Source organism: uncultured Thiohalocapsa sp. (assembly GCF_913063425.1).
In the GTDB taxonomy this organism is placed as follows: Bacteria; Pseudomonadota; Gammaproteobacteria; order Chromatiales; family Chromatiaceae; genus Thiohalocapsa.
This window is the reverse complement of the sequence record NZ_CAJXYK010000044.1, coordinates 1-21,236: the sequence shown is the minus strand read 5'-3', so window position 1 is coordinate 21,236 and position 21,236 is coordinate 1. Positions and strand designations below refer to the sequence as shown.

Below are 21,236 nucleotides of genomic sequence, written 5' to 3'. Positions count from 1 at the left end.
CGGCTCGACGGATGGCATGGGCGAGTCGGGTTGCGCCGCGGGGCGCATGCGCTCAGCACACCGACTCGACTGTGTCGCATGCGCGAGAGAACCGCCGGCGCCGGCGCGCTGCCTGCGCTGGGGCGGTGGATAGATCGCATCCCGAGGCCCCGCGTCTCAGGGACCTGCCTTACGCCTTTCACCCAGCGTGCCAATGGTTGGCACGGCGCTGGCTACAGGGGAGCCGGAGCCGGCGCCGCGCGGGTTGCGGCGGCTCGACGGCCTGCGGGTGGCGGGATCAGGCGCAGTCGGGTCCCGGGCGGCAGCCCCGGCGCTGCCGACGCAGCGGCAACCCCGGTGCAATTGCACCGAGCCATGGGTGAAATGCCCCGGCCGTCGCAGACCTCAGCCCGCCGTTTCAGGCGCCGGCAGATCAACCACCAGAGGGACAGCTTGACGATGAATGACAACTATGCCGGGCGGCCCAATCCGAGCTTCCAGACCTTCGGGCCGAAGACGCGGCGGGAATTCGTGGCCAGGTTCTCCGTCTGATGTGAGCGCCGGAGCGCAGTGGCGCGGACATGGACATCGAAACCGAAATACCCGTCGCGCAAATGGCCATTCGCCTTGGCGCAGCCGTGCTCCTCGGCCTGATCCTGGGCCTGGAGCGCGAGGTGCGCGGCAAGGCCGCGGGGCTGCGCACACACATGCTGGTGGCGCTGGGCTCGGCCAGCTTCATGCTGGCGGGGCTGGAGGTCATGTATGCGACCGCCGCCGGCGACCCCTCGGCGCGCATCGATCCGACCCGCGTCATCGAGGGCGTCATCGGCGGCATCGGCTTCCTCGGCGCCGGCAGCATCATTCGCGGCAGCGGCAGCATCGAGGGCATCACCACGGGCGCCGGCATCTGGGCGGCAGGCTCCATCGGCGTGGCCTGCGGCTTCGGCAACCTGATTCTGGCCGGGATGGTCACCGGGCTGGCGCTGGTGATCGTGGTGCTGCTCGGGCTCATCGAGCGCCGGGCCGTCGGGGATTAGGGAAACGCCGGGCAATTTTTGGTCGGGATGGCCAATCAATCGGTCTCCAATCAGCAAACCTGGACCTGTGACAGCGAAGCCTATGGATGCGGAGAATGCCCGGGGGCGGGATGAGCTGACGCTGTCATCACCGTTACCGGCGGTGGACGTCATCGTGGTCGGGTGCTCTGCCGGCGGTGTCTCGGCGCTCAAGACGCTCATAGACCGCGCCTCAGAGGACTGAGCCGCTTGGCCCCGGGGGCGTTGCCGCGTTACCGGGCTAATGTCCGCCGGCCCCTTGCGGCGCCCCGGATTCGATCTCTCCGCGCTCCATGCGTGCGGCATGAATCTGCTCCAGCGTATAGAAGCTCTGCTGGAGCTGGAAGAAGCCGTGCCAGTGCGCCCAGTCCGGACCCGCCATCATGGCGCCGTGGCGGGCGCGGCGCCCCTCGTGGTGCCAGAGGTGGTAGAAGGTGACCTGGAAGGCATCCTTCCAGGGGTTCTCCTTCAGCAGACCGGCAGCGGCGAGCTCATCGTGCATCTGCTTGGCGGGCTCCCAGTACGCCTCGTTGTAGAGCTTTACGGCGGCATCCGCCTGATAGAAGAAATTCTCCGTATGCAGCTCGCCGTGGCAGGCGCTGCACACCTGCTTCATCTTCCTGCGGCCTGCGGGGCCGTCGCCGAGGAGCGGACTCATGACGTCCTCGGAGCCGCGCACGTCGGAGCGCTTGGCCCAGAGGTTCCAGTACAGCCGCTCGCTCACATTGTGCGTGACGCTGAGCTCGCCGACGCCGCTCATGTGACAGGTGGCGCAGGTGGGGGCGCGGTAGTCGCCCGGCTCCCAGGCGTCGGGCGCCGAGTCCCAGCGCCAGTCGTCGCCTTCGGCGGCGTAGATCTGGCCGTGCTTGCTGTTCTCGTACACCTCGATGTCCGGATGATCCGGACCCAGGTGACAGGACGCGCAGGCGGCGGGGTGGCGGGCCTCCTCGATGGAGAAGCGGTGGCGGGTGTGGCAGGTGGTGCAGTTGCCGGTGCTGCCGTCCGGGTAGATGCTGCCGATGCCGGAGTTGGGCCAGGTGCGGGCGGTGGGGCGGCCGTCGTCGTCGAGCTTGATCTCGGTGCCGTGGCACTGCATGCAGCCGGTCATGTCCGGCGCGGCGCTCAGCTCCGGATGGCCGCGACCCTCGTGCATGTGCACCAGGGCGTGGAGGTCGTCCTTCGGAATCTGCTGGCGGTAGCCGCGGAAGTGGCCGCTGCGGTTGAACTGCTCCTGCGCGCGCGGGTGGCAGCGCCCGCAGGTGGCCGGCGACACCAGCACTGAGATGTGGGTGTCGGTGCCGACCAGCGACTCGTGCTGGGTGGCATTGGGCGCGTCGGCCGGCACCTGGTGGCAGTCGATGCAGGTGACGCCCACATGCCCGTGGCGGCTGCGCTTCCAGGCGCTGATGATGCCGGGGTTGTGCTGTTTGTGGCATTCGACGCAGCGCTTGCCGAGGGGCGTGAGTCCGCGGTCGATGACGATGGACTGCACCTGGCTCAGGTCGCCGAGCGACTGATCGGCCTCTTGCTGATCGGCCGGCGGCTGGGCTTGCCCGGAGGCTTGGTCCATGCCCGCGGCGAGCATGACGGCCACCAGCAGCGTGAGCAGGACCAGGCCGCGGGCGAGGAGGGGATCTTTGTTCATCGGTCGGCTCCTGTTGCAGGGGAGGGCGGCAGTGCCGCGGGGAGCCCTTGGTGGCCCACGTGCGGATGGCAGCTGACGCAGGTCCGGTCGATCTCGCCGAGGAAGTACGGGCGGTGGGCGACGAAGGCGGGGTTGTTCCCGCGGGCGTCTTCGAGGTCGCGGTGGCACATCAGGCAGCCGGAGTCGAAGACGTAGGACTCGCGCTCGGCGAGGCCAGCCTGCCAGTCGATGGCGTCCAGGTCGTAGGTGAGCTGCGCGCAAATGTCGTGCAGGCCGAAGCGGGCCTTGGTCCAGAGGTGGGCCGCGGGGCTGTCGTGGCGCAGGTGGCAATCCGTGCACTCGGCCGCGAGGCCCCGGGGATTGTTGCCGCCGTGGATATCGGCCCGGAAGGTGCGCGCGAAGGGCTTCATGGTATGGCAGGTGGTGCAGAAGCCGGGCCCGGAGGTCGCCGCCAGCGCCGCCTCCATGAGCATCCAGGAGGCGGTCACCACGACGGGCACGAGGATCACGGCGGCCAACACCCCGATCAGTGTTTTCTTCAAGACCCGCTCCGCACCGGAAATGCCGAATCCCTCGGCGTTGTCCTAGGTCCGACGCTCGGTGGGTCTCACCAGGGTGGTGACGCCGTCGGTGTCGTCGATGCGCAGCAAGCGCAATCGCCCGTCCACGCTCTTCTCCAGGGCCACGGACCTGGGCCGCTCCACCCGCTGCACGGTGAAGGGCTCGCCGTCGCCGTAGACGCGGATGTCGATGTTCGGCAGTGGCACGGCGGCGACGGCCGCCACGTCGTCCAGCGGCAGGTCGGCGCCAAGGACTGCGGCGTCGGCGGTGTCGCCGCGTGCGGCGGCGGCGGTGGGCAGGGTCAGCACCCGCACGGCCTGGCCATGGTAGGTGCGGGCGAAGTCGGCGCAGGCCTCGGGCCAGTTGGCGGGCACCACCGTCTCGGTGTGCACCACGCCTGCGGACCGGGGCGCGCTTCGGGTCTGACTGTGGATGTGCGGCATGGCTCGGCTCCAGAGGTTTCACTGGAGCCGAAGCAGGCTCCGTGCCGACAGCGCGCCGGGCGCAGGTCGCGTCGGCGGCGCGGAGCGCGCCGGCCATCGCGTGCCCGTTGGTGGAATTGCCCGGGTGGGTGGTGCAAATGCCGCGGTGTGCCTTGGTGTGACCGGCAGCCGGCGGCGGGGCCCGGGGACTGTGCAGGGCAGTGGCGGCCGCGCCGGCTCAAACGATGTAGCGGCTCCAGCCCCCATAGCGGTGGGCGATCTTCCCCCGCGGCACCGCCAGCACCATCAGCAGTGCGCCCGCCGCGATGCCGGCGGCGTCCGCGAGCGGCGAGCCGCCGTCGAACAGGAAGGGGGCGCCCATGAGGCCGGCGCCGAGCATCAGGTTGGCCCAACGCAGTGGTCGGCCCACCTCACCGAGGGCGGCGATGGAGACGCTCACCACGAGCGCGCCCAGCAGGTGGTCGCTGTGCGCCTGGGCGCCGGTGGTGTCGAACAGGAGCCGGGTGCCCATGAGACCGACGCCGATGAGCGCAGACAGCGCCAGCGTCCAGGGCAGGCGCACGCCGCCGCCGAAGACCTCGCGCAGCACGGCGCCCGCGGGGCGGTCCAGCTCGCTGCGTGCGCCGGCGGCTGCGTCCTCGCCGTCCGCCGTGTCGCCGAACAGGAAAACCCGCAGCACCGATTTGCCCCGGCGCTTGCGGTGCAGCAGAAACTGAAAGGTGGCCACCAGCTCATCGTAGGAATACGGAATCTGGAGCAGCATCGCGAGCGCCGCCGCCAGGCAGAGCGTGCACCAGGTGCCGATGAGGATGGGCTGGATGATGATGAAGAAGATGCTCACCGCCCCGAGCGGCACGATGAGGATGCCGAACAGGACCACCACCCAGGGCATGGTGCGCCAGCGCGCACGGCCGCCGAGCAGGCCGGTGACGATCTCCAGCAGGTAGGTCAAAGCCCCGGCACCGGCATCCGGCACCGGCCAGGCCTCAGAGATGCTGGAGGTGATGACGCGCTCGGTGCCGTCGCCGAAGAAGGGGTCCCAGGCGGCCTGGGTGTGGCCGAGCTGAAACGCGGCCAGATAGCGCGAGATGAAGAGCCCGACGCAGGCCAGCGCGATGATGGGCAGGCGCTGGGTCCAGTCCGAGGGGCTGTAGTCCCAGCCGGGCGGGACGTTCGGCCCCGTGAGCTTGGCCATGGGCGCGATGCCCGGTGTGGGGGCGACGATGATGGCGAAGCAGAACACCAGTGCGCCCACCAGGGTGCCGTTCAGATAGGCCGCTGGCTCCGGCGCCCAGAACACCAGCGGGGCGAGCATGAGCCAAAGCCCCACCGCGGCGGTGGCGAGCCGCGCCCAGCCGAACCGCCAGGACAGCGACAGCGTCGCGAGAAGCATGACGGCGGCGCCGGCCGCGAGGTCGCTCACGGTCATGGCCTGGCTGGTGTAGCCGAGCGTCGGCGGACTCGCCAGCAGCCAGGCGCCGAGACCGATGTTGACGAAATGAGCCCAGCGGGTGGCGTCGTGCTCGTCGCGGCGCGTGCGCTCGAAGGTGGCACGGATCGCATCCGGGTCGTAGTCGGCCTCCGCGGCCGTGACGAGCCAGGGCGGTGGGGTCAGCTGGTGGCGCCCGTACCAGCCGGCGGGGTCCGCCTTCAGCGCCTCGACCATCCGCGGCAGGGCCTCCCGCAGCCGGTGCTGCGGGCTCCAGCTCAACAGGGCGCGGGCACGGGCGACGTCGATCTCGTAGTGGTCCTCGGCGAGGGCGGTCATGTAGGGCTTGATGAAGGGCTCCTCGCCGCGGTCCAGGGCATCCGGCACCAGCGGCTCCGCGCGCGCCTGGAGCCAGGCGCCGGCGGCGGCGACGGGCTGCGGCACGCTGTGGGTGCGCCAGCCCTCGGCGCCGTGCAGGAGCTCTGCAAGGCGGTTCTGGATTGCCTGATAGCTCATCACCTCGGGCTCGCCGGCGAGCAGCGGTGTCACATCCGTGACGTCCCCGCGGTGCTCGACGAGTCGGGCGCAGAGCGACAGCAGATCGTCGATGTGAATGAAGCTCTGTCCCCGGCTCGGATTGCCGGCGTACAGGCTCGCGGTGACGCGGCGCTCGTACAGACGCTGGATCTGGTGGGCGATGAAGGGCGAGCCGCAGTCGTCGGTGTAGAGCCCGGCGATGCGCAGCAGCACCGTGGGCAGGTCGCCGTGCTCCTCGCGCACCGCCTGCTCGGCGGCGAGCTTGGATTGGGGATAGGCCCACTTGGCCTTAAGCGGTGCGTTTTCAGTCAGCGGTACCCCCGGCACCGTGGGCGCATGCACGAGCATGGTGCTCGCATAGACGAACAGCTCCACCGCGAAATCGGCCCTGAGTGCGCGTAACAGCCGCCGGGTGCCGTCGACGTTGAGGGCCTGATACAGCGGATGGTCGTCGCCGGAGAGGTCGTAGTAGGCCGCCAGATGGAAGACCACGGCGATCTCCCGCCCATGCTCGCGGGCGACCTGCTCCAGGGCGGCCTCGACGCTGGCGTCGTCGGTGAGATTGGTCTCGAGAGCGGGTGAGCTGACGCGGCGGGCGCTCCAGGGCCGCCGGCGAAACCGCGGCGCCGCGGCGTCGCCGGCCCCTGCCCAAGCCTTTGGCACGCTTCCTGATGCCGCCGCTGGCGACATCGTCGCGCTGGGCAGGCGCCGGCCGACGGTGCAAACCCGCCCAACAGACCTGGACCAACACTGGAGACCGTCATGTACCCAGCCCCATCCATCAGCTTCCGGCAAGTCGTCGCGGCCCTCTCGGGATGCTTGTGCTGCGTCCTCGGAGCGCTGTCCACCGCAACCGCCGCGGATGATCTGACGGCACCGGAGAGCCTCGCCGGCTATCGCTTCGTGAACGCCTTCGTCGTCACGGACCAGCAAAATCCGCTCTTCGGCATGCATGAGTTCTACATCAACACGGCCGGGCTGGAGGCCTTTCGCCGCGGCGGCCCGTATCCGGAGGGGACCGAATTCGTCGGCATGGTGTACGCGCTGGATGAGGGCGACGGCACCTTGAACGAGGGCGAGGGGCAGGCCATCGCACTGATGCGCAAGGTCGCCGACGCCCGGGACACCGGCGGCTGGCGCTTCGCGATGATCGGCGCCGACGGCAAGGCGATGGACATCGACCCGGCCAAGGACTGCTTCGAGTGCCACACCCAGGTGGAGGACCGCGACTACGTCTTCTCCAGGCCGCGCAACGTGGGTGAGCTGGCGAGCGTGTCGGCAACGGCCGGTCCGGACGCCGGCGAATGATGCAGACCCTGGCCCGGTCATGAGGGAATGCCGGGCGGGCCGGCTCCGCGAGCATCTCCTGCACCGGGTGCCGTGGGGGGGTGCCGCGGGACCCGGCTCGCAGCGTCAGGTCCTTAACCTCTGTCCGCATGCCGGGGCAAGGCCTGCGGCGACGGCCGCCGGCCGCAGACGTCAAGCGGGCCCAGGTGCGCGTTGCTCCGGCACCGTCAGCAGGAGCAGCAGCCCCAGGGCGAAGAAGACGACGATGACGCCCATGCCGATGCGCTGGCTGTCGGCGAGCCAGGTCACCCAGCCCACCAGCAGCGGACCGGCGAAGGCGGTGGCCTTGCCCGAGAGCGCGAACAGCCCGAACAGCTCGGCGCGCAGCTCCGCGGGTGCCGCCCGCGCCAGCCAGGAGCGCCCGGCGGCCTGGGCGGGCCCGACGAAAACGCCGAGCAGGGCGCCGAGCGCCCAGAACCAAACCCGGGACTCCACCAGCAGCAGGCAGTCCGGCAATGGCGCCGCGGCTCACGCCAAGCCCGTGCCGATCCAGGCGCGCAGCAGCGTACCCACGCCATAGGCGAGGGCCGCGGCCCCGCCGCCGATGAGCAGCGTCTCCAGCCCGGAGCGGAGCACGGGCTGCTCCAGCACGCGGCCCTTGATCATGCCGATGGCCAGGAAGGCGATGGAGGTCGCGCCGATGCTGATGCCGAACGCCGTCTGCGGCGAGAGCATCGGCACCACGAAGGGCAGGAGCGGAATCAGCCCGGCGATCAGGAAGGCAAGGAAGGTGGCGCCGCCGGAACGCAGGGGGCTGGCGTTGGCGCCCGGGTGCAGGCCCAGCTCTTCTTGGACGACGGTCTTGGCCCAGAGATCCGGATCGCCGGCGATGGCGTCGACGATGCACTCCAGGGTGTCGCCACTGAAGCCCTTGTCCGCGAAGATCTGGCGCAGCTCCTCGCGCTCTCCCTGGGGGACCTCATGGATGTGGCGTCGCTCCTCGCGGTGCGCCCGGTCGGCACTCTCGGCATCGCTCTTGGTGCCCAGGTAGTTGCTGACGGCCATGCTGAAGCCGTCGGCGAGCAGACTCGCGAAGCCGAGCACGACGATGACCAGACTCCCGAAACCGCCGCCGACGGCGCCCGCCACCACGGCGAAGCTGGTGATGGCGCCGTCGATGGCGCCGAGCATCGCGTCGCCGAGGTGACCGCCGTCGCCGGCCTGGATGCGCTCGCGGATGCGCGCGGGCTCGTGCTCGTGTTCCAGATTGCGTGTCGGTTGCTGGGCCATGGGAACTGCTTGTGAGGCTGTGATGGGCGGGCCGCGGCTCGGACGAGCTCAAGCGTCGTTGCGGACATGGATGCTGCTGTGCTCGGCGCCGACGGAGCCGGGGAAGCGCGGAGGTCTCTTGCGAGCGAGCAAATGTTGGGCCAATGACCGGGGTGCCACGCCGGCATCGGCGCCACGCCGGCGGCGCCTGGAGAAGCGCCGCCACAGTTGCCGTTCGCGTTGCGGGGTCGGGGCCCGGTCATCGCGCGGATGCTGCCCGGGAGGCCGCTGCGCCCGGGGTGGAGACACCGACATCATCGAGTGTCCAGGTCAATCCGGTGAGCCGGTAATCGAGTCGCAGGGGGCGGCCGTCGACCGAAGCCGTCACCGTGACCCAGGTCCCCGAGTGGATTGAGCGGCCGTCTACCGCCAAAGCCGTCCCCGGGAATTGGTGCTCCAATGCCGCGCAGACGCTTGCTGAATCCGGTCCGATATCACCGGGCTCCGGTGCATCCGGCAGACAGGCCGCACGGACGCCGAGCGCCGCCGGCAGCAGGGTAAGAATCAGGATTCTGTTCATGTCGTGACCTCTGTGGCATGGCCCCCGGCCTGCACGGCCGGGGGCGCATGGTCAGGTTGGTGAAGGCGCAAGCCTGGTATTCAGCGGTCGCTCGCTGCGGTGCGATGCTCGCCTGCGGTGTCGCGACGCATGGCGTCCGCCAGCGCGGCATCTTCCGCGGCCTGGGTTGGATACAGCCCCGAGGCGGATACGCCACCGTTCATACAGGGCTCCAGGAGGTGTACCGGCATGACGTGGTTGGCGAGCTGCACGCGGCGCTGCTCGAGAACCGCTCTTTTGGCCTCCAGCGCGGCGTCGTCGGCCGCATCGGCGGCGAGGACGCTGCCGCTCGCGCCCAACAGGCCGGCGAGCAGGGTGATGGCGGTGCGCATCTTCATGTTCGTTTCCTCCGTCGTCTCGTTTGGGCGTGCTGTCAGCAACGCTCTGTCGCCGTGATGGTGCCGCCGCGGCGGCGCCGTCACTTGCCTTCAGCAGTAGCGCTACACTGAAAAGAAGTCCTAACGAAACGCCGACTTTTTTCCGACGGATTTGCTGGGCTATTCCATTTCCACCATTGATCAATGAGTTGAAGACTCATCTGTGGAATGGGCGACACGCACGAACAGCTTGGCCGCGACGCGCGCGACCCCTTTTTGCTGGGCGACGTCAGGGTCGACCCGGGGGCACTGTGCATGGGCCGCTCAGGCGCCTGCGAGCGCATCGAAGCGAAGACCATGCAGGTCCTGTTGGCCCTGGCTGACAGGCCCGATCAGGTGGTGACACGTGAGGAGCTCGCGCACCAGGTCTGGCCGGGTCGCATCGTCACGGACGATGCCCTGACCAACGCCATCGGCAAACTGCGCCGCGCCCTGGACGATGACGCCCGCAGCCCCCGTTTCGTCGAGACCATCGCCAAGAGGGGTTATCGGCTCAAGGTCGCGCCCATGCCTGCTGGTGCCGCGAGGCCGCCGCCGGACATGACCGTCTTTGCCGGGGCACGCAAGCAGCGCATCCGACTCGTCGGCCTGCTGTTTCTGACTGCGGCAATCGCCGTCGCCGCTTTCCTCTACTGGAGCACCACGCGCATGCCCCAGATTCCCGCGGTATCCAGGGAGAGCGCGGCTTCGGTGGCCGTGATTCCTTTCGAGCTGCTCGGTGGCAACCCGTCCCACAGGTACTTCGCCGAAGGCATCACCCTGGATGTCATCACCGAGCTGTCGCGGATTCCGGGGCTGCTCGTGATCGCGCCGGGCAGCGCCTTCGGCTATCGGGAGACCGCGGCGACGGATGCCGCGATCGCCGCCGAGCTCGGTGTCCACTACCTCATCCGCGGCGGGGTCCAGCGCCTGGGTGATCGCATCCGGATCAATGTCCGGCTGCTGGCAGCGGAGCGCGGCGAAACGCTGTGGGCGGAGCGGTTTGCCGGTGAGGCCAGCGGCCTGTTCCGGATTCAGGATCAGCTCGTCAGGGGCCTTGCAACGGCCTTGCCGGTGCGTATGGCATTATCCGAGCCGCACTTCGAGCGCAGCTCGGCGACGGCGAGCATCGCCGCCTATGATGCCTTTCTGCGCGGACGTGAGCGCTACGGCCGTCTCACCCCAGAGGACAATCGCGCGGCGCGACGGCATTTCGAGCGGGCAATCGAGCTGGATCCGGGCTTTGCACGGGCTTATGCCGGCATGGCGCTGACGTGGTCACGCCTCGCCATCGACGGCTGGACGGACGACGCGGAGCGTGCCCTAATGAAAGCGGCCGAGTACGCGGACAAGGCGGCGTCGCTGGATGCGACGGTGCCGCAGATACATTTCGTGCGCGGCCAAGTGGATCTGTTCCGCGCTCGGTATTCGGGCGCGGCCGCCTCCGCCGCCAGGGCCATCGAGCTGGACCCCAATTACGCGGATGCCTATGCACTGCTGGCCTGGATATTCAATTACGCCGGGCGATCGGATCGCGCCGAGGCCGCGCTCACTGAAGCACACCGGCGCAACCCCGGCTCCTCGGCGTCGTACCGCGAGATCGCGGGCGAGATTGCCTTCACCAAGGGCGCCTATGCTCAGGCCGCAGAGGCATTCGAAGCGGCGTTGGCGCGTAACCCCGCCCATACCCGCGCCCGCCTTTGGCTGGCGGCGGCGCTGTCCCAGCTCGGGCACCCGGAGGAAGCTGCGTGGCAGGTTGACGAGCTGTTGACCCTGAGCCCGGAGTTCTCGCTGTCCCGGCTTCTGTTCGCCTTTCCGCTCAAGGACCCCGGGCAGCGGGAGACGCTGGCCCGGGCGGTGGCCCGGCTCGGTCTCCCCGAGTAGCTTTTCTGCGGTTGCGATAAGCGCTTCGGTAGGTCGGGTCAGCGACAGCGTAACCCGACACTCACCTGAGTGATGAGCGCCCGCCGGGTGCCGCGGACGGCAGGCGCCGCGCGCAGGTTTTCAGGCTGCTCACCCAGAAGAATGAGCTGCCTGGCGCAGTCTTTGCTGCTTTCAGGTCATCCCGGAGCGCATCGCGTGTTGCGTTGCGTGTGCGGGCAAACAAAGGCGCCCGGCGCGTAACGGGGAAGCTCGATGGCAACGGAAACGAATCAATCGCAGTCGGAGCACGGGGCGGGTGGTGGCCTGCTGATGCTGTATCCGCAGGCAAAGCCAGTGCCCTTGTGCGGGCTCTACCTGTGCGAAGACCTGCGATCACAGATCGCTGCGTCAGGGACCTTCGTCTACAGCAACTTCATCACCAGTCTGGATGGGCGCATTGCGGTGGCCGACCCTGGGACGGGACGGCTCGGCGTGCCGGCCCAGACCGCCAATCCGCGGGATTGGCGGCTGCTGCTGGAGCTGGCGGCTCCGGCGGACGCGATCATGCTGAGCGGACGCCACGTGCGCGAGCTCGGCGCAGGCAGCGCCCAGGCCTGGCCGCCGTTCAGCAAAGATGCGCCGGCGGATCTGCTGGCGTTCCGCGAGCGGCAATCCCTGCCCCAGCAGCCGGCTTTGGTGGTCGTCACCCGGTCGTTGCATCTGCCGGTCCAAGCGCTGGAGCGGCTTGCACAGGCGCATCGGCTCATCGTCGCCAGCGTGGACGATGCACCCGAGGCCGCGCGGGAGGCGGCGGCGAACGCGGGTGCCGAGGTGTTGCGTCTGGGTGCGTGGTCCGTCGAGGGCCGCCGGCTGAGCGCGGCGTTGACGGAGCGGGGGCTGCGGTTGGTCTACTCCACGGCCGGCCTGGAGGTCCTGCATCTGTTGTTGCAGAGCCGCTTACTGAAGCGGCTCTACATGACCACCGTGACCCGCATCCTGGGCGGGGCCGACTACGCGACCCTCGTGCAGGGGGCGCGGCTGCGGCCACCCTATGATTTCAGCCTCAGCGCCCTGTACCTGGATGCCCAGGGGCCAGACGGTGTGGACCAGCTGATGCAGGTCTATGACCGCAGGGACGCCGGGGGATCTTGAAGCGCTGCAGAAGGCCTGAGGCGGGGCGGGGCTCCGGCATCGGCGGACTGAAGTCCGCCCGCCCCGGGGGCCGACTGACGTCCGCGGACCTGGGGGGGGTCGCCCTGCTTTTGCAGGGGTGCACAGGGTCGTTGCCCGGCCTCATTCTCTGGCCATTCGCCGGCGCGTTGCGAGCCAAAGCTTGGTCAGCTGTGCCAGCAACAGCGGCAGCAGCGAGAACCCCAGCACCAGCAGCCAGCCTGCGGGCGGCAGCGGCTGGATGGACAGCACCTCCGCCGCCACCGGCAGCCAGACGGCCAGCGCCAGCAGGGCCACACCGACGCCGATGGACACCCAGACCATGGGGTTGCGGGTAATCTCGTTGATGAAGACCGGTGAGTCGGCGCTGCGCATGTTCAGTACGTGCAGCAGGCGCCCGAGGCCGAAGGTCAGGAAGCCGATGGTGACGGCCTGACCGGTGTCCAGATCCAGCCAGAGGAAGGCCAGCGTGAAGGCCACCAGCACGGTGGCGGCGATGAGCGCGCCATAGCCTGCGATCGCCACCCAGTGGCTGCGCTGCAGGATGGGCTCGTGCTTGGCCCGGGGCGGCTCGTCCATGACGCCGGGGCGGCTCGGGCTCAGGCCCAGCGCCAGCGCGGGCATGACGTCCGAGACGAAGTTGATGTAGAGGATCTGCAAAGGCAGCAGCGGCAGCGGTGCGCCCACCACGGCCGCCGCGGACACCGCCATGATCTCGGCGAGGTTGCCGGAGAGCAGATACACGATGAAGCGGCGGATGTTGCGGAAGATGGTCCGGCCGTGCTCGATGGCGTGGACCAGGGTCTCGAAGGCGTCGTCCTTGAGCACGATGTCCGCCGCCTGCCGGGCCACCTCGGTGCCGCGCTGGCCCATGGCGATGCCGATGTCCGCCTGCTTGAGCGCGGGGGCGTCGTTGACGCCGTCGCCGGTCATGCCGACCACCCAATCCGCATCCTGATACAGGTCGATCAGGCGCAGCTTCTGCTCCGGGCTGATGCGGGCGAAGACGTCGCTGGCCAGCAACCGCTCGCGCCCGTCTTCGTCCAGGGCCTGCAAGTCCTTGATCGTCGACGCGTCGACGGCCTCCGCATCCGGCTTACTGAGGCCGATCTCGACGGCGATGGCCTGCGCCGTGGCCGCATGATCGCCGGTGCCCATGACCACGCGGATGCCGGCGTCCTGGCAGGCGGCGATGGTGGTGTCGATGCCTGGGCGCGGCGGATCGTAGAGTCCGGTGAGCCCCAGCAGCGTCAGGTCCGCATAGGGCTCGGCGTCGGCCTTGTCGGCATGCTTCTCGGCGACGGCGAGCACGCGCAGACCGTCGGCCGCGAGCTGCTCGCTGCGGGTTTGCCAGTCCTCGCGGTCGGCGTCGGCAAGCTCGGCGTCGCCGTCGCCGGTGCGCACCCTGCGGCAGTGCTCCAGCACCGCCTCCGGTGCGCCCTTGACGGCGTAGCGCCAGCCGTCGTCCTCGGCGTGGATGGTCGCCATGAGCTTGAGGTCCGGATCGAAGCTCACCTCCCGCTCCTCGGGCAGACGCTCCAGCAGCTCGTCCCGATGCAGCCCGGCGGCGGCGGCGCCCTCCAGCAAGGCCACCTCCGTGGGATCGCCGACGCTGCCCGCCTCCTGCAGGCTCGCGTTGTTGCAGAGCGCGCCCACGGTGAGCGCATCCGCAAGGCCGGGCATGTCGTCCAGCGCCACCTCCGTGTCGTCGTCGCGCAGGAAGCGGGCGCCGTCCTGCTCCCGCTCCAGCGTCAGCGTGCCTGCGGCAAGGCCGAGCCGGGCCAGGGTCATGTGGTTCTCGGTGAGGGTGCCGGTCTTGTCCGTGAAGATCAGGCTGGCGGTGCCCAGGGTCTCGACGGCGGAGAGCCGCTTCACCACGGCGTTGCGCTTGGCCATCTTGCGCATGCCGCGGGCCAGGGCCAGCGTGGCGACCACCGGCAGGCCCTCGGGCACCGCGGCGATGGCCAGCGCAATGGCCGTCTCCAGCATCACCATCATCGCCTTGCCGGCGATGAGTCCCGCCGCCGCCACCACGCCGGCGATGGCGATGGTGAGCCAGATGAGCCGCCGGCCCAGCTGCTCCAGGCGCTGCTCCAGCGGCGTCTCGGACGACTCCGCCTCCTCCACCAGGCTGGAGATGTGCCCAAGCTCGGTGTCCATACCGGTGGCGACGACTAACCCTAAGCCCGAGCCGTCGGTGACCGCGGTGCCCTTGAAGGCCATGTTCTCGCGCTCCGCCAGTGGCGGGTCGTCGCGGTCCAGGGTGCCGGTGCGCTTGGTGACGGGCACGGACTCGCCCGTGAGCGCGGCCTCGTCGCACTGCAGGCGGTTGGCCTCCAGCAGCCGCAGGTCCGCGCTCACCACGTCGCCGGCCTCCAGCAGCACGATGTCGCCTGGCACCAGCTCGTCGGCCGAGAGCGTGCGCTCTTTGCCGCCGCGGCGCACTCGGGCCTGCGCCTTGCCCATGCGTTGCAGCGCCTCCATAGCGCGGGTGGCCCGCAGCTCCATGACGAAGCCGATGACGGTGTTCACGGCCACCGCGGCGCCGATGGCAATGGCCTCGACCACCCGGCCGAACACCGCCGCGGCCACCGCCGCCGCCACCAGCAGCAGCACGATCAGGCTCGCGAGCTGATCCACCAGGATGCGCCAGGTGGGCCGCGATTGCGCCTCGCGCAGGCGGTTCGGCCCGTGCTCCTCGCGCCGGCGTTTGACTTCGGCGTCGTCCAGGCCCTGCTCGACGCTGCTGTCGAGGGCATCGACCAGGGTATCGGCGGATTGCTGGTAGGGCGCTGTCACTGTCGGTCGATCCATGCTGCCGGCGCTGCGGGAGGTGTCGGTGCCCGCGCGCGATGATTGAGCCTGGGCCCGATCTTCGAGCCAAAAAGGGCACGCGGCAACCGTGGGAGCGGCCTCTGGCCGCGACGGAGCTGGCACTCAGCTGCACTGCCAGTCGTCGCGGCAGGAATGCCGCTCCCACAGCGAGGGACGCCGTGGGAGCGGCCTCTGGCCGCGACGGAGCTGGCACTCAGCTGCGCTGGCAGCCGTCGCGGCAGGGATGCCGCTCCCACGCGTCAGCCGAGCACCTGCACGGCCGCGCGCACCATCTGCGCCGCATAGCCCATTTCGTTGTCGTACCAGGCCAGCACCTTCACCCGGTCAGGGCTTGCTGCGTTCGTCGATACCGGCGTGGCGTACCGTCACCTCCGCGCGCAGTGCGGCGAGGTCATCCGGGCGGAACAGGCGGGTGTCGCGGGTCTTCACCGCCGCGGCTGCGGCGGCGACGCCGTCGATGGCCGCCTCCAGCAGCTCGCCGCCGGCGGCGAGCCGGTGCACCAGCGCGCTGACGAAGCTGTCGCCGGCGCCCACCGGCGCGCGCCCCTCGATGGCCGGCGGGCGCAGATGCACGTGCAGGCCGTCGCTCGCCAGCACCGCGCCCTGGTCGCCGAGGGTCACCACCACGGCCGCGGCGGCGCCGTCGCGGATCAGCCGGTCCATGGCCGCCAGATAGTCGTCCGGCCCCGGCTCGCCGTCGCCGTCGGGCAGGTCCAGAAGCTCCCGGCATTCGTTGCGATTCGGTTTGATCAGGTCGAGCGGGGCGCCGGCGTCGAGCGTCGCCCGCAGCGCCGGGCCGTTGGTGTCCAGCACCACGCGGCTGCCGCGCTCGGCCGCGCGGCGGGCCACTCCGGCGTAGAACTCAAGCGGCGTGTCCTGCGGCAGGCTCCCGCTCATCACCACCACCTCCGGCGCCGGATCGAGGCTTGCGACGGCGTCGCTGCAGGCCTGCCGTTCCTGTTGCTGGAGCGTCGGTCCCGGAAAGACCAGGTGCAGCACCTCGCCGGTGTCATGCACCCGCAGGGACAGGTTCTGGCGCAGGTCGCCGGCGATGGGCAGCCGCTCGGCGGGGACGCCGAGCTTCGCCAGCAGCCGGTCGAAGGCCTCGCCGGTGGGTCCGCCGCTGGGATAGACGGCGAGGACGTCGTCGCCCAGATCCCTGAGTCCGCGCGCGACATTGATGCCGCCGCCGCCCGGCGTGCGCCGCGGCGGCTCGCAGCGGGTCTTGTGGCCGGCCTCCAGCGCGCCGGTGTCGCTGGTCAGGTCCAGCGCCGGGTTCATGGTCAGGGTGACGATGGCGGCCATCTGCCAATGCCTTTGTGGGTCGATCATTGCGCCGCGCAGCCGCCGCCGATGACGATGACGGTCCGGCTTGTGGTGCGGCTTACCCGCCGGCTGCCGGTGGCGCTTCGATCAGCGCCCGCCTGCTTGCGGACGGCCGCCGGCGCCGTGGAAGCGGCTGAATTCATCCCTGGAGATGCCGCCGCTGCCGTCGGCATCGAGATCGGAGAAGCTCGGTGCGTTGGCGGCACCGCGCATGGGATAGCCCTGCGCTGCACGCTGGCTCCGGCGCTCCGAGCGCACCGCGTTGAGCTCGGATTGGCTGATGCGACCGTCGTTGTCGGCGTCGAAATCCGAGAAACCGGGCATGTTCATGCCCATGCGCCGCACCATGCCGGGTCCCATGCCGGGTCCCATACCGGGTCCCATACCGGGTCCCATACCGGGCCCCATACCACCGGCACCCGGCTGCATCGGCATCGTGCCGCCTCCCATCCCGGGTGTCATGCGCTCCCCAGCTCCGGGCGAGCCGGTTTGAGCGCCGACCTGGGTGGCGCAGGTGATACCGATCATGAGCGTCATGAAGGCGGGCCAGCAAATGCGGAAATTGGCGGTCATGTTGCGCACCTCTCCAGCAGTGGTGAATGGTCGTGGCGGTGGTGGCCGGCACAGCCGCCAGCTGTCATAGCCTGGTGGCCGCCGAAGCGGCGTCAGCCGCTGCGCTCTACCCCGGCGATGGACTGCTTGACCGACAGGAAGCTGTCCGGATTCACCGAGACGGAATCGATGCCGGCGCGCACCAGGAAGGCGGCGAAGTCCGGATGATCGCTCGGCGCCTGGCCGCAGAGGCCGACCTTGCGCTCGTGCTCGTGGGCGGTCTGGATCACCGAGCGGATCATCTGCCGCACGGCCTCGTTGCGCTCGTCGAACAGGTGGGCGAGCCGGTCCGAGTCGCGGTCGACGCCGAGCACCAGCTGGGTCAGGTCGTTGCTGCCGATGGAGAAACCGTCGAAGCGCGCCGCGAATTCCGCGGCCAGGATGACGTTGGACGGGATCTCGCACATCACATAGATCTCAAGCCCCCGCTCGCCGTGCTCCAGGCCGTGCTCCGCCATCACGGCCAGCACCCTGTCCGCCTCCTTGGGCGTGCGGCAGAAGGGGATCATCACGACAATGTTCTCCAGCCCGATCTCTTCCCGCGCCTTGCGGATGGCCCGGCATTCCAGCGCAAAGCCGTCGCGGTAGTCCTCGCTGTAGTAGCGGCTCGCACCCCGCCAGCCGAGCATCGGGTTGGCCTCGGCGGGCTCGAAGGCGCGACCGCCGATGAGGTCCGCATACTCGTTGGTCTTGAAGTCGCTCATGCGCACGATCACCGGGTGCGGATGGCTGCCGGCGGCGATGCGCGCGATGCCGCGGGCCAGGCGCTCGACGAAGTACTCGGCCTTGTCGTCGTAGCCGGCGGTGAGGGCGTCGATCTGCTCGCGGGCGGCGGCGTCCTCGATCCGCTCCGGGTGCAGCAGCGCCAGCGGGTGGATCTTGATGTGCTGATTGATGATGAACTCCATGCGCGCCAGGCCCACGCCGTCGGCGGGCAGCCGCCACCAGCGCATGGCCGCCGCCGGGTTGGCCAGGTTCAGCATGACCTGGGTGCGGGTCTCCGGGATGTCGTCGAGGTCGATGTCCTCGACGTCGTAGTCGGCGGTGCCGGCGTAGACATGGCCCGTCTCGCCCTCGGCGCAGGAGACGGTCACCTCGGTGCCGTCGCCGAGCCGCTCGGTGCCGTCGCCGGTGCCCACCACCGCCGGCAGGCCCAGCTCGCGGCTGACGATGGCCGCATGGGAGGTGCGTCCGCCGTGGTCGGTGACGATGGCCGCCGCCCGGCGCATGATGGGCACCCAGTCCGGGTCCGTCATGGCCGTCACCAGCACGTCGCCGCGCTCGAAGCGCTCGCTGTCGTCGGGGCTGTCGAGCCGGCGCACCGGCCCGGCGGCAATGGCGTCACCGATGGCATAGCCGCTGGCCAGTCCCTCGCCCGCCGCGTTGAGCCGATAGGTCTTGAGCGTCCCCCCCGTGCGCTGGGAGTGCACGGTCTCCGGGCGCGCCTGCACAATGAAGAGCTCGCCGGTCTCGCCGTCCTTGGCCCATTCCATGTCCATGGGCTTGTCGTAGTGGCGCTCAACCAGCACGGCCCAGCGGGCGAGGGTCAGCACCTCCTCGTCGCTCAGCACCGGGCGCAGGCGCTCGTCGCCGGTGGTGTCCAGGCGGCGCGTGGGCGCATCCGGGTCGTCCGCGTAGACGAGCTTGGCCTCCTTGCCGCCGATGCTGCGGGCGATGATCGGGCGGCGCTCGGCGTCGTCCAGCAATGGCTTGAACACAAGGAATTCGTCCGGGTCCACGCTGCCCTGCACCACGGTCTCGCCGAGCCCCCAGGCGCCGTTGATGAGCACGGTGCGCGGGAAGCCCGTGTCCGTGTCCAGGCTGAACATGACGCCGGCGGCGCCGAGGTCGCTGCGCACCATGGTCTGCACGCCGACGGACAGGGCGACCTTCAGTTGGTCGAAGCCGTGGTCCTCACGGTAGGCGATGGCGCGGTCTGTGAAGAGCGATGCACAGCAGCGGCGTACCGCGTCCAGCAGCGCGTCCTCGCCGCGGATGTTGAGATAGGTCTCCAGCTGACCCGCGAAGCTCGCCTCCGGCAGGTCCTCGGCGGTGGCGCTGGAGCGCACGGCCACGTCCGGCCTCTCCTGTCTGCGCGCGTCGGCGAGGTCGCGGTAGGCGCTGCGGATGGCCTCACTCAGGTCCGCGGGCAGGTCGCTGTCCAGGATCAGGCCGCGGATGGCCTCGCCGGTCTCCCGCAGGGAGCGCTCGCCGCTGCGGTAATCCTCGATGCGCTCGCGGATGCGCGGCGCCAGCTCGTTGGCGGCGAGGAACTGCCGGTAGGCGTCTGCGGTGGTCGCGAAGCCGTCCGGCACGCGCACGCCCTCGGCGCTCAGGGCACCGATCATCTCCCCGAGGGAGGCGTTCTTACCGCCGACACGGGCGACATCATTGTTGTCCAGGTCCGCGAGCTGAACGACCAGCACGGCCTGATCGGTATTGGAGGCAGCATCGGGCATAACGGGCTCGGCATCGGCTGTGGGGCGCGGGGCGGTGGTCTCGCCAACCCGAGAGCAGATGACGTGCCAGCCGTGATGGGCGGCTGTGCAGGGGCGCCGGTTGGGGCCCGGACGCTTCGGGCTGCATGCGCTCCCGGCAGCGACGGGGCCGACCGTTGTCCGCTGCCGCCGGCAGGCGGTGGCCCGCCGCAACCGATCCGGCTCAAATGCCCCATCGCCTTGGGGTAATGCACCGCGCGAGCATGACCGCGCTCCGCCGCGGCGGGGCACTCACTGCCCATCCGGCCGCGGCTGACAAGCGGGGCAGAAATAGGCGGTGCGCCCGCAGGCCTTGATCTGCTGCACATCGCCGCCGCAGCGCGGACAGGCGGCGCCCGGCTCGCGGTGCGGCAGTAGGCAGTCCTCCGGCAGCCGGGCCGGGTCCGCGCCGGCCTCGATGGCGGTGCGCAGCACCTCGGAGACGGCCTCGAACAGCCGGTGAAGGCCATCGGCGTCCAGCGCCGCCACCGGCGTCTTCGGGTGCAGCCGGGCGCGAAACAGGATCTCGTCTGTATAGACGTTGCCGAGCCCGGCCATGGCCGCCTGGTCCATGAGCCAGCATTTGGTGCCGCCGCGGCGGCCCTCGGCCAGGTCCGCAAAGCCCTCGCGGTCCAGGCGCAGCACGTCCGGGCCGAGCCCTTGCGCGGCGACGTAGGCGTTCGGGTCGTCGATCACCCCGACCCGTCCGAGCTTGCGGGGTGCCACATAGGCGACGGCGCTGTCGTCGTCCAGCACCAGCGTGAAGTCGGTGTACGCGGGGGCTTGTGCGGCCTTGCCGACCCGCTCCAGGTGCCCCGTCATGCCGAAGTGCAGCAGCAGCCAGGGGGCGCCGTCGGTCTCCAGGAAGAGATACTTGCCGTGCCGGCGGCTGCCGGTCACCCGGCGCCCGTGCAGCCGGCGCCCGAGGGCCGCGGGCGAGGTGTCTTCCAGAATCTCCGGCTCCGGCACATGGACGTGCCGGATGGCATGGCCCACCACCCAGCGCTCGGCGTGGCGCCGCTCGATCTCGACATCCGGCAGCTCGGGCATGGGTCTGTCTCCCAGCGCTGAATCCTGCACGGGGCCGCGCCGGCGCGCGGCGCCTGGTACCCAGCCCGATGCGAGCGGCATGCCAGCGCGGGCGCCTTGGGAAGACGGCGATCGATCGGCGGTTTCCCTTGCCGCGCCCCTCGTTCCCGGGCTCCGCCCGGGAGCGTGATCGGAGCCTCGTTCCCGGGCTCCGCCCGGGAATGCGGTCGCGAGGCTCTGCCTCGCGAAACGGGAGGCAGAGCCTCGCCGACCACGCTGCGGAGGACGAGGACCTGAGCGCGCTGCCGCACATCGGCGAGCGCCTCGCGGAGAAGATTCGCACCATTGCACTTCGTGTACCTCGTGCACCTCGTTCCCGGGCTCCGCCCGGGAATGCGGTCGCGAGGCTCTGCCTCGCGAAACGGGAGGCAGAGCCTCCCGACCGGGTTCCCAGGCCGAGCCTGGGAACCAGCGCACCAGCGCCAGCGCCAGCGCGCGGCGAGCGGACCGGGGCAAGCGGCGGGCACACCGCGTCGCCGACAGCCACCCATCGGATCGAGGCTGTGGCAGAGTTAGGGCCGCCAACAGCCGCCCCGGCTGCCCGCTGCCACTGCCCAAGCCGCAGGCTCTCCCTGCCGAGCGGGGCGGCGACGAGGCAGCGCCTCTAACCCTAAAAAGAGCAGTTGAACCCCTCGGCCGGCGAATTTCGCAGGCCGATGCAGCGCACAGGGCGTGCTCGCGCAG

The 21,236-nt window shown here is 70.2% G+C and carries 17 protein-coding genes; 4 read left to right on the top strand and 13 right to left on the bottom strand.

The window, feature by feature from the left end:
* Positions 1 to 560 precede the first annotated feature (560 nt).
* Complete coding sequence (locus tag QZ607_RS19825) at positions 561 to 1,016, top strand: MgtC/SapB family protein (RefSeq protein ID WP_295886209.1); 456 nt, start codon at positions 561 to 563, stop codon at positions 1,014 to 1,016.
* Positions 1,017 to 1,275: 259 nt separating this feature from the next.
* Here the strand turns inward: QZ607_RS19825 and QZ607_RS19820 are convergent, their stop codons facing one another.
* From QZ607_RS19820 to QZ607_RS19805, 4 genes are all read right to left on the bottom strand, one after another.
* Complete coding sequence (locus QZ607_RS19820; protein WP_295886207.1) at positions 1,276 to 2,679, bottom strand: multiheme c-type cytochrome; 1,404 nt, start codon at positions 2,677 to 2,679, stop codon at positions 1,276 to 1,278.
* The gene (locus tag QZ607_RS19815) at positions 2,676 to 3,221 is read right to left on the bottom strand and encodes a NapC/NirT family cytochrome c (RefSeq protein ID WP_295886205.1); all 546 of its coding nucleotides are present in this window, start codon (positions 3,219 to 3,221) and stop codon (positions 2,676 to 2,678) included. The genes QZ607_RS19820 and QZ607_RS19815 overlap by 4 nt, the downstream gene beginning before the upstream one ends.
* Before the next feature lie 42 nt (positions 3,222 to 3,263).
* Positions 3,264 to 3,683: a hypothetical protein gene (locus QZ607_RS19810; protein WP_295886204.1), complete on the bottom strand. Its 420-nt coding sequence runs from the start codon at positions 3,681 to 3,683 to the stop codon at positions 3,264 to 3,266.
* Between the two features lie 217 nt (positions 3,684 to 3,900).
* A complete protein-coding gene (locus QZ607_RS19805; protein WP_295886202.1) occupies positions 3,901 to 6,312 on the bottom strand; it encodes a vitamin K epoxide reductase family protein in 2,412 nt (803 codons plus the stop codon).
* A 99-nt stretch (positions 6,313 to 6,411) separates the two neighbouring features.
* On the opposite strand from QZ607_RS19805, the gene QZ607_RS19800 reads away from it, so the two are divergent.
* Positions 6,412 to 6,957, top strand: coding sequence for a cytochrome P460 family protein (locus QZ607_RS19800; protein ID WP_295886200.1), 546 nt, complete (start codon positions 6,412 to 6,414; stop codon positions 6,955 to 6,957).
* A 171-nt stretch (positions 6,958 to 7,128) separates the two neighbouring features.
* On the opposite strand, the gene QZ607_RS19795 is transcribed toward QZ607_RS19800, so the two are convergent.
* From QZ607_RS19795 to QZ607_RS19780, 4 genes are all read right to left on the bottom strand, one after another.
* Positions 7,129 to 7,452, bottom strand: a complete 324-nt coding sequence (locus QZ607_RS19795) for an MFS transporter (RefSeq protein WP_295886198.1) — start codon at positions 7,450 to 7,452, stop codon at positions 7,129 to 7,131.
* A 12-nt stretch (positions 7,453 to 7,464) separates the two neighbouring features.
* Positions 7,465 to 8,226: a VIT1/CCC1 transporter family protein gene (locus QZ607_RS19790; protein WP_295886196.1), complete on the bottom strand. Its 762-nt coding sequence runs from the start codon at positions 8,224 to 8,226 to the stop codon at positions 7,465 to 7,467.
* Between the two features lie 238 nt (positions 8,227 to 8,464).
* Entirely contained in the window at positions 8,465 to 8,785 is a 321-nt protein-coding gene (locus QZ607_RS19785; protein ID WP_295886194.1) for a hypothetical protein, read from the bottom strand.
* An 80-nt stretch (positions 8,786 to 8,865) separates the two neighbouring features.
* Positions 8,866 to 9,162: a hypothetical protein gene (locus QZ607_RS19780; RefSeq protein WP_295886192.1), complete on the bottom strand. Its 297-nt coding sequence runs from the start codon at positions 9,160 to 9,162 to the stop codon at positions 8,866 to 8,868.
* Between the two features lie 207 nt (positions 9,163 to 9,369).
* Between QZ607_RS19780 and QZ607_RS19775 the strand changes: the two genes are divergently transcribed.
* Together QZ607_RS19775 and QZ607_RS19770 are read left to right on the top strand one after the other, a co-directional pair.
* Entirely contained in the window at positions 9,370 to 11,064 is a 1,695-nt protein-coding gene (locus QZ607_RS19775; protein WP_295886190.1) for a tetratricopeptide repeat protein, read from the top strand.
* A gap of 252 nt (positions 11,065 to 11,316) precedes the next feature.
* Positions 11,317 to 12,195, top strand: coding sequence for a dihydrofolate reductase family protein (locus tag QZ607_RS19770; protein WP_295886188.1), 879 nt, complete (start codon positions 11,317 to 11,319; stop codon positions 12,193 to 12,195).
* 141 nt (positions 12,196 to 12,336) lie between these two features.
* On the opposite strand, the gene QZ607_RS19765 is transcribed toward QZ607_RS19770, so the two are convergent.
* The 5 genes from QZ607_RS19765 to QZ607_RS19745 form a co-directional block, all read right to left on the bottom strand.
* Positions 12,337 to 15,027 (bottom strand): cation-transporting P-type ATPase, encoded by a 2,691-nt coding sequence (locus QZ607_RS19765; protein ID WP_295886187.1) that lies wholly within the window; start codon positions 15,025 to 15,027, stop codon positions 12,337 to 12,339.
* A gap of 345 nt (positions 15,028 to 15,372) precedes the next feature.
* Positions 15,373 to 16,380: a 1-phosphofructokinase family hexose kinase gene (locus QZ607_RS19760; protein ID WP_295886185.1), complete on the bottom strand. Its 1,008-nt coding sequence runs from the start codon at positions 16,378 to 16,380 to the stop codon at positions 15,373 to 15,375.
* An 81-nt stretch (positions 16,381 to 16,461) separates the two neighbouring features.
* On the bottom strand, positions 16,462 to 16,734 hold the full coding sequence (locus tag QZ607_RS19755; protein WP_295886184.1) for an EF-hand domain-containing protein: 273 nt from the start codon (positions 16,732 to 16,734) through the stop codon (positions 16,462 to 16,464).
* Between the two features lie 305 nt (positions 16,735 to 17,039).
* Positions 17,040 to 19,445 carry a phosphoenolpyruvate synthase gene (ppsA, locus tag QZ607_RS19750; protein ID WP_295886182.1) on the bottom strand — a complete coding sequence of 802 codons (2,406 nt, stop codon included), beginning with the start codon at positions 19,443 to 19,445 and terminating at the stop codon, positions 17,040 to 17,042.
* Between the two features lie 270 nt (positions 19,446 to 19,715).
* On the bottom strand, positions 19,716 to 20,513 hold the full coding sequence (locus QZ607_RS19745; RefSeq protein ID WP_295886180.1) for a DNA-formamidopyrimidine glycosylase family protein: 798 nt from the start codon (positions 20,511 to 20,513) through the stop codon (positions 19,716 to 19,718).
* Positions 20,514 to 21,236 lie beyond the last annotated feature (723 nt).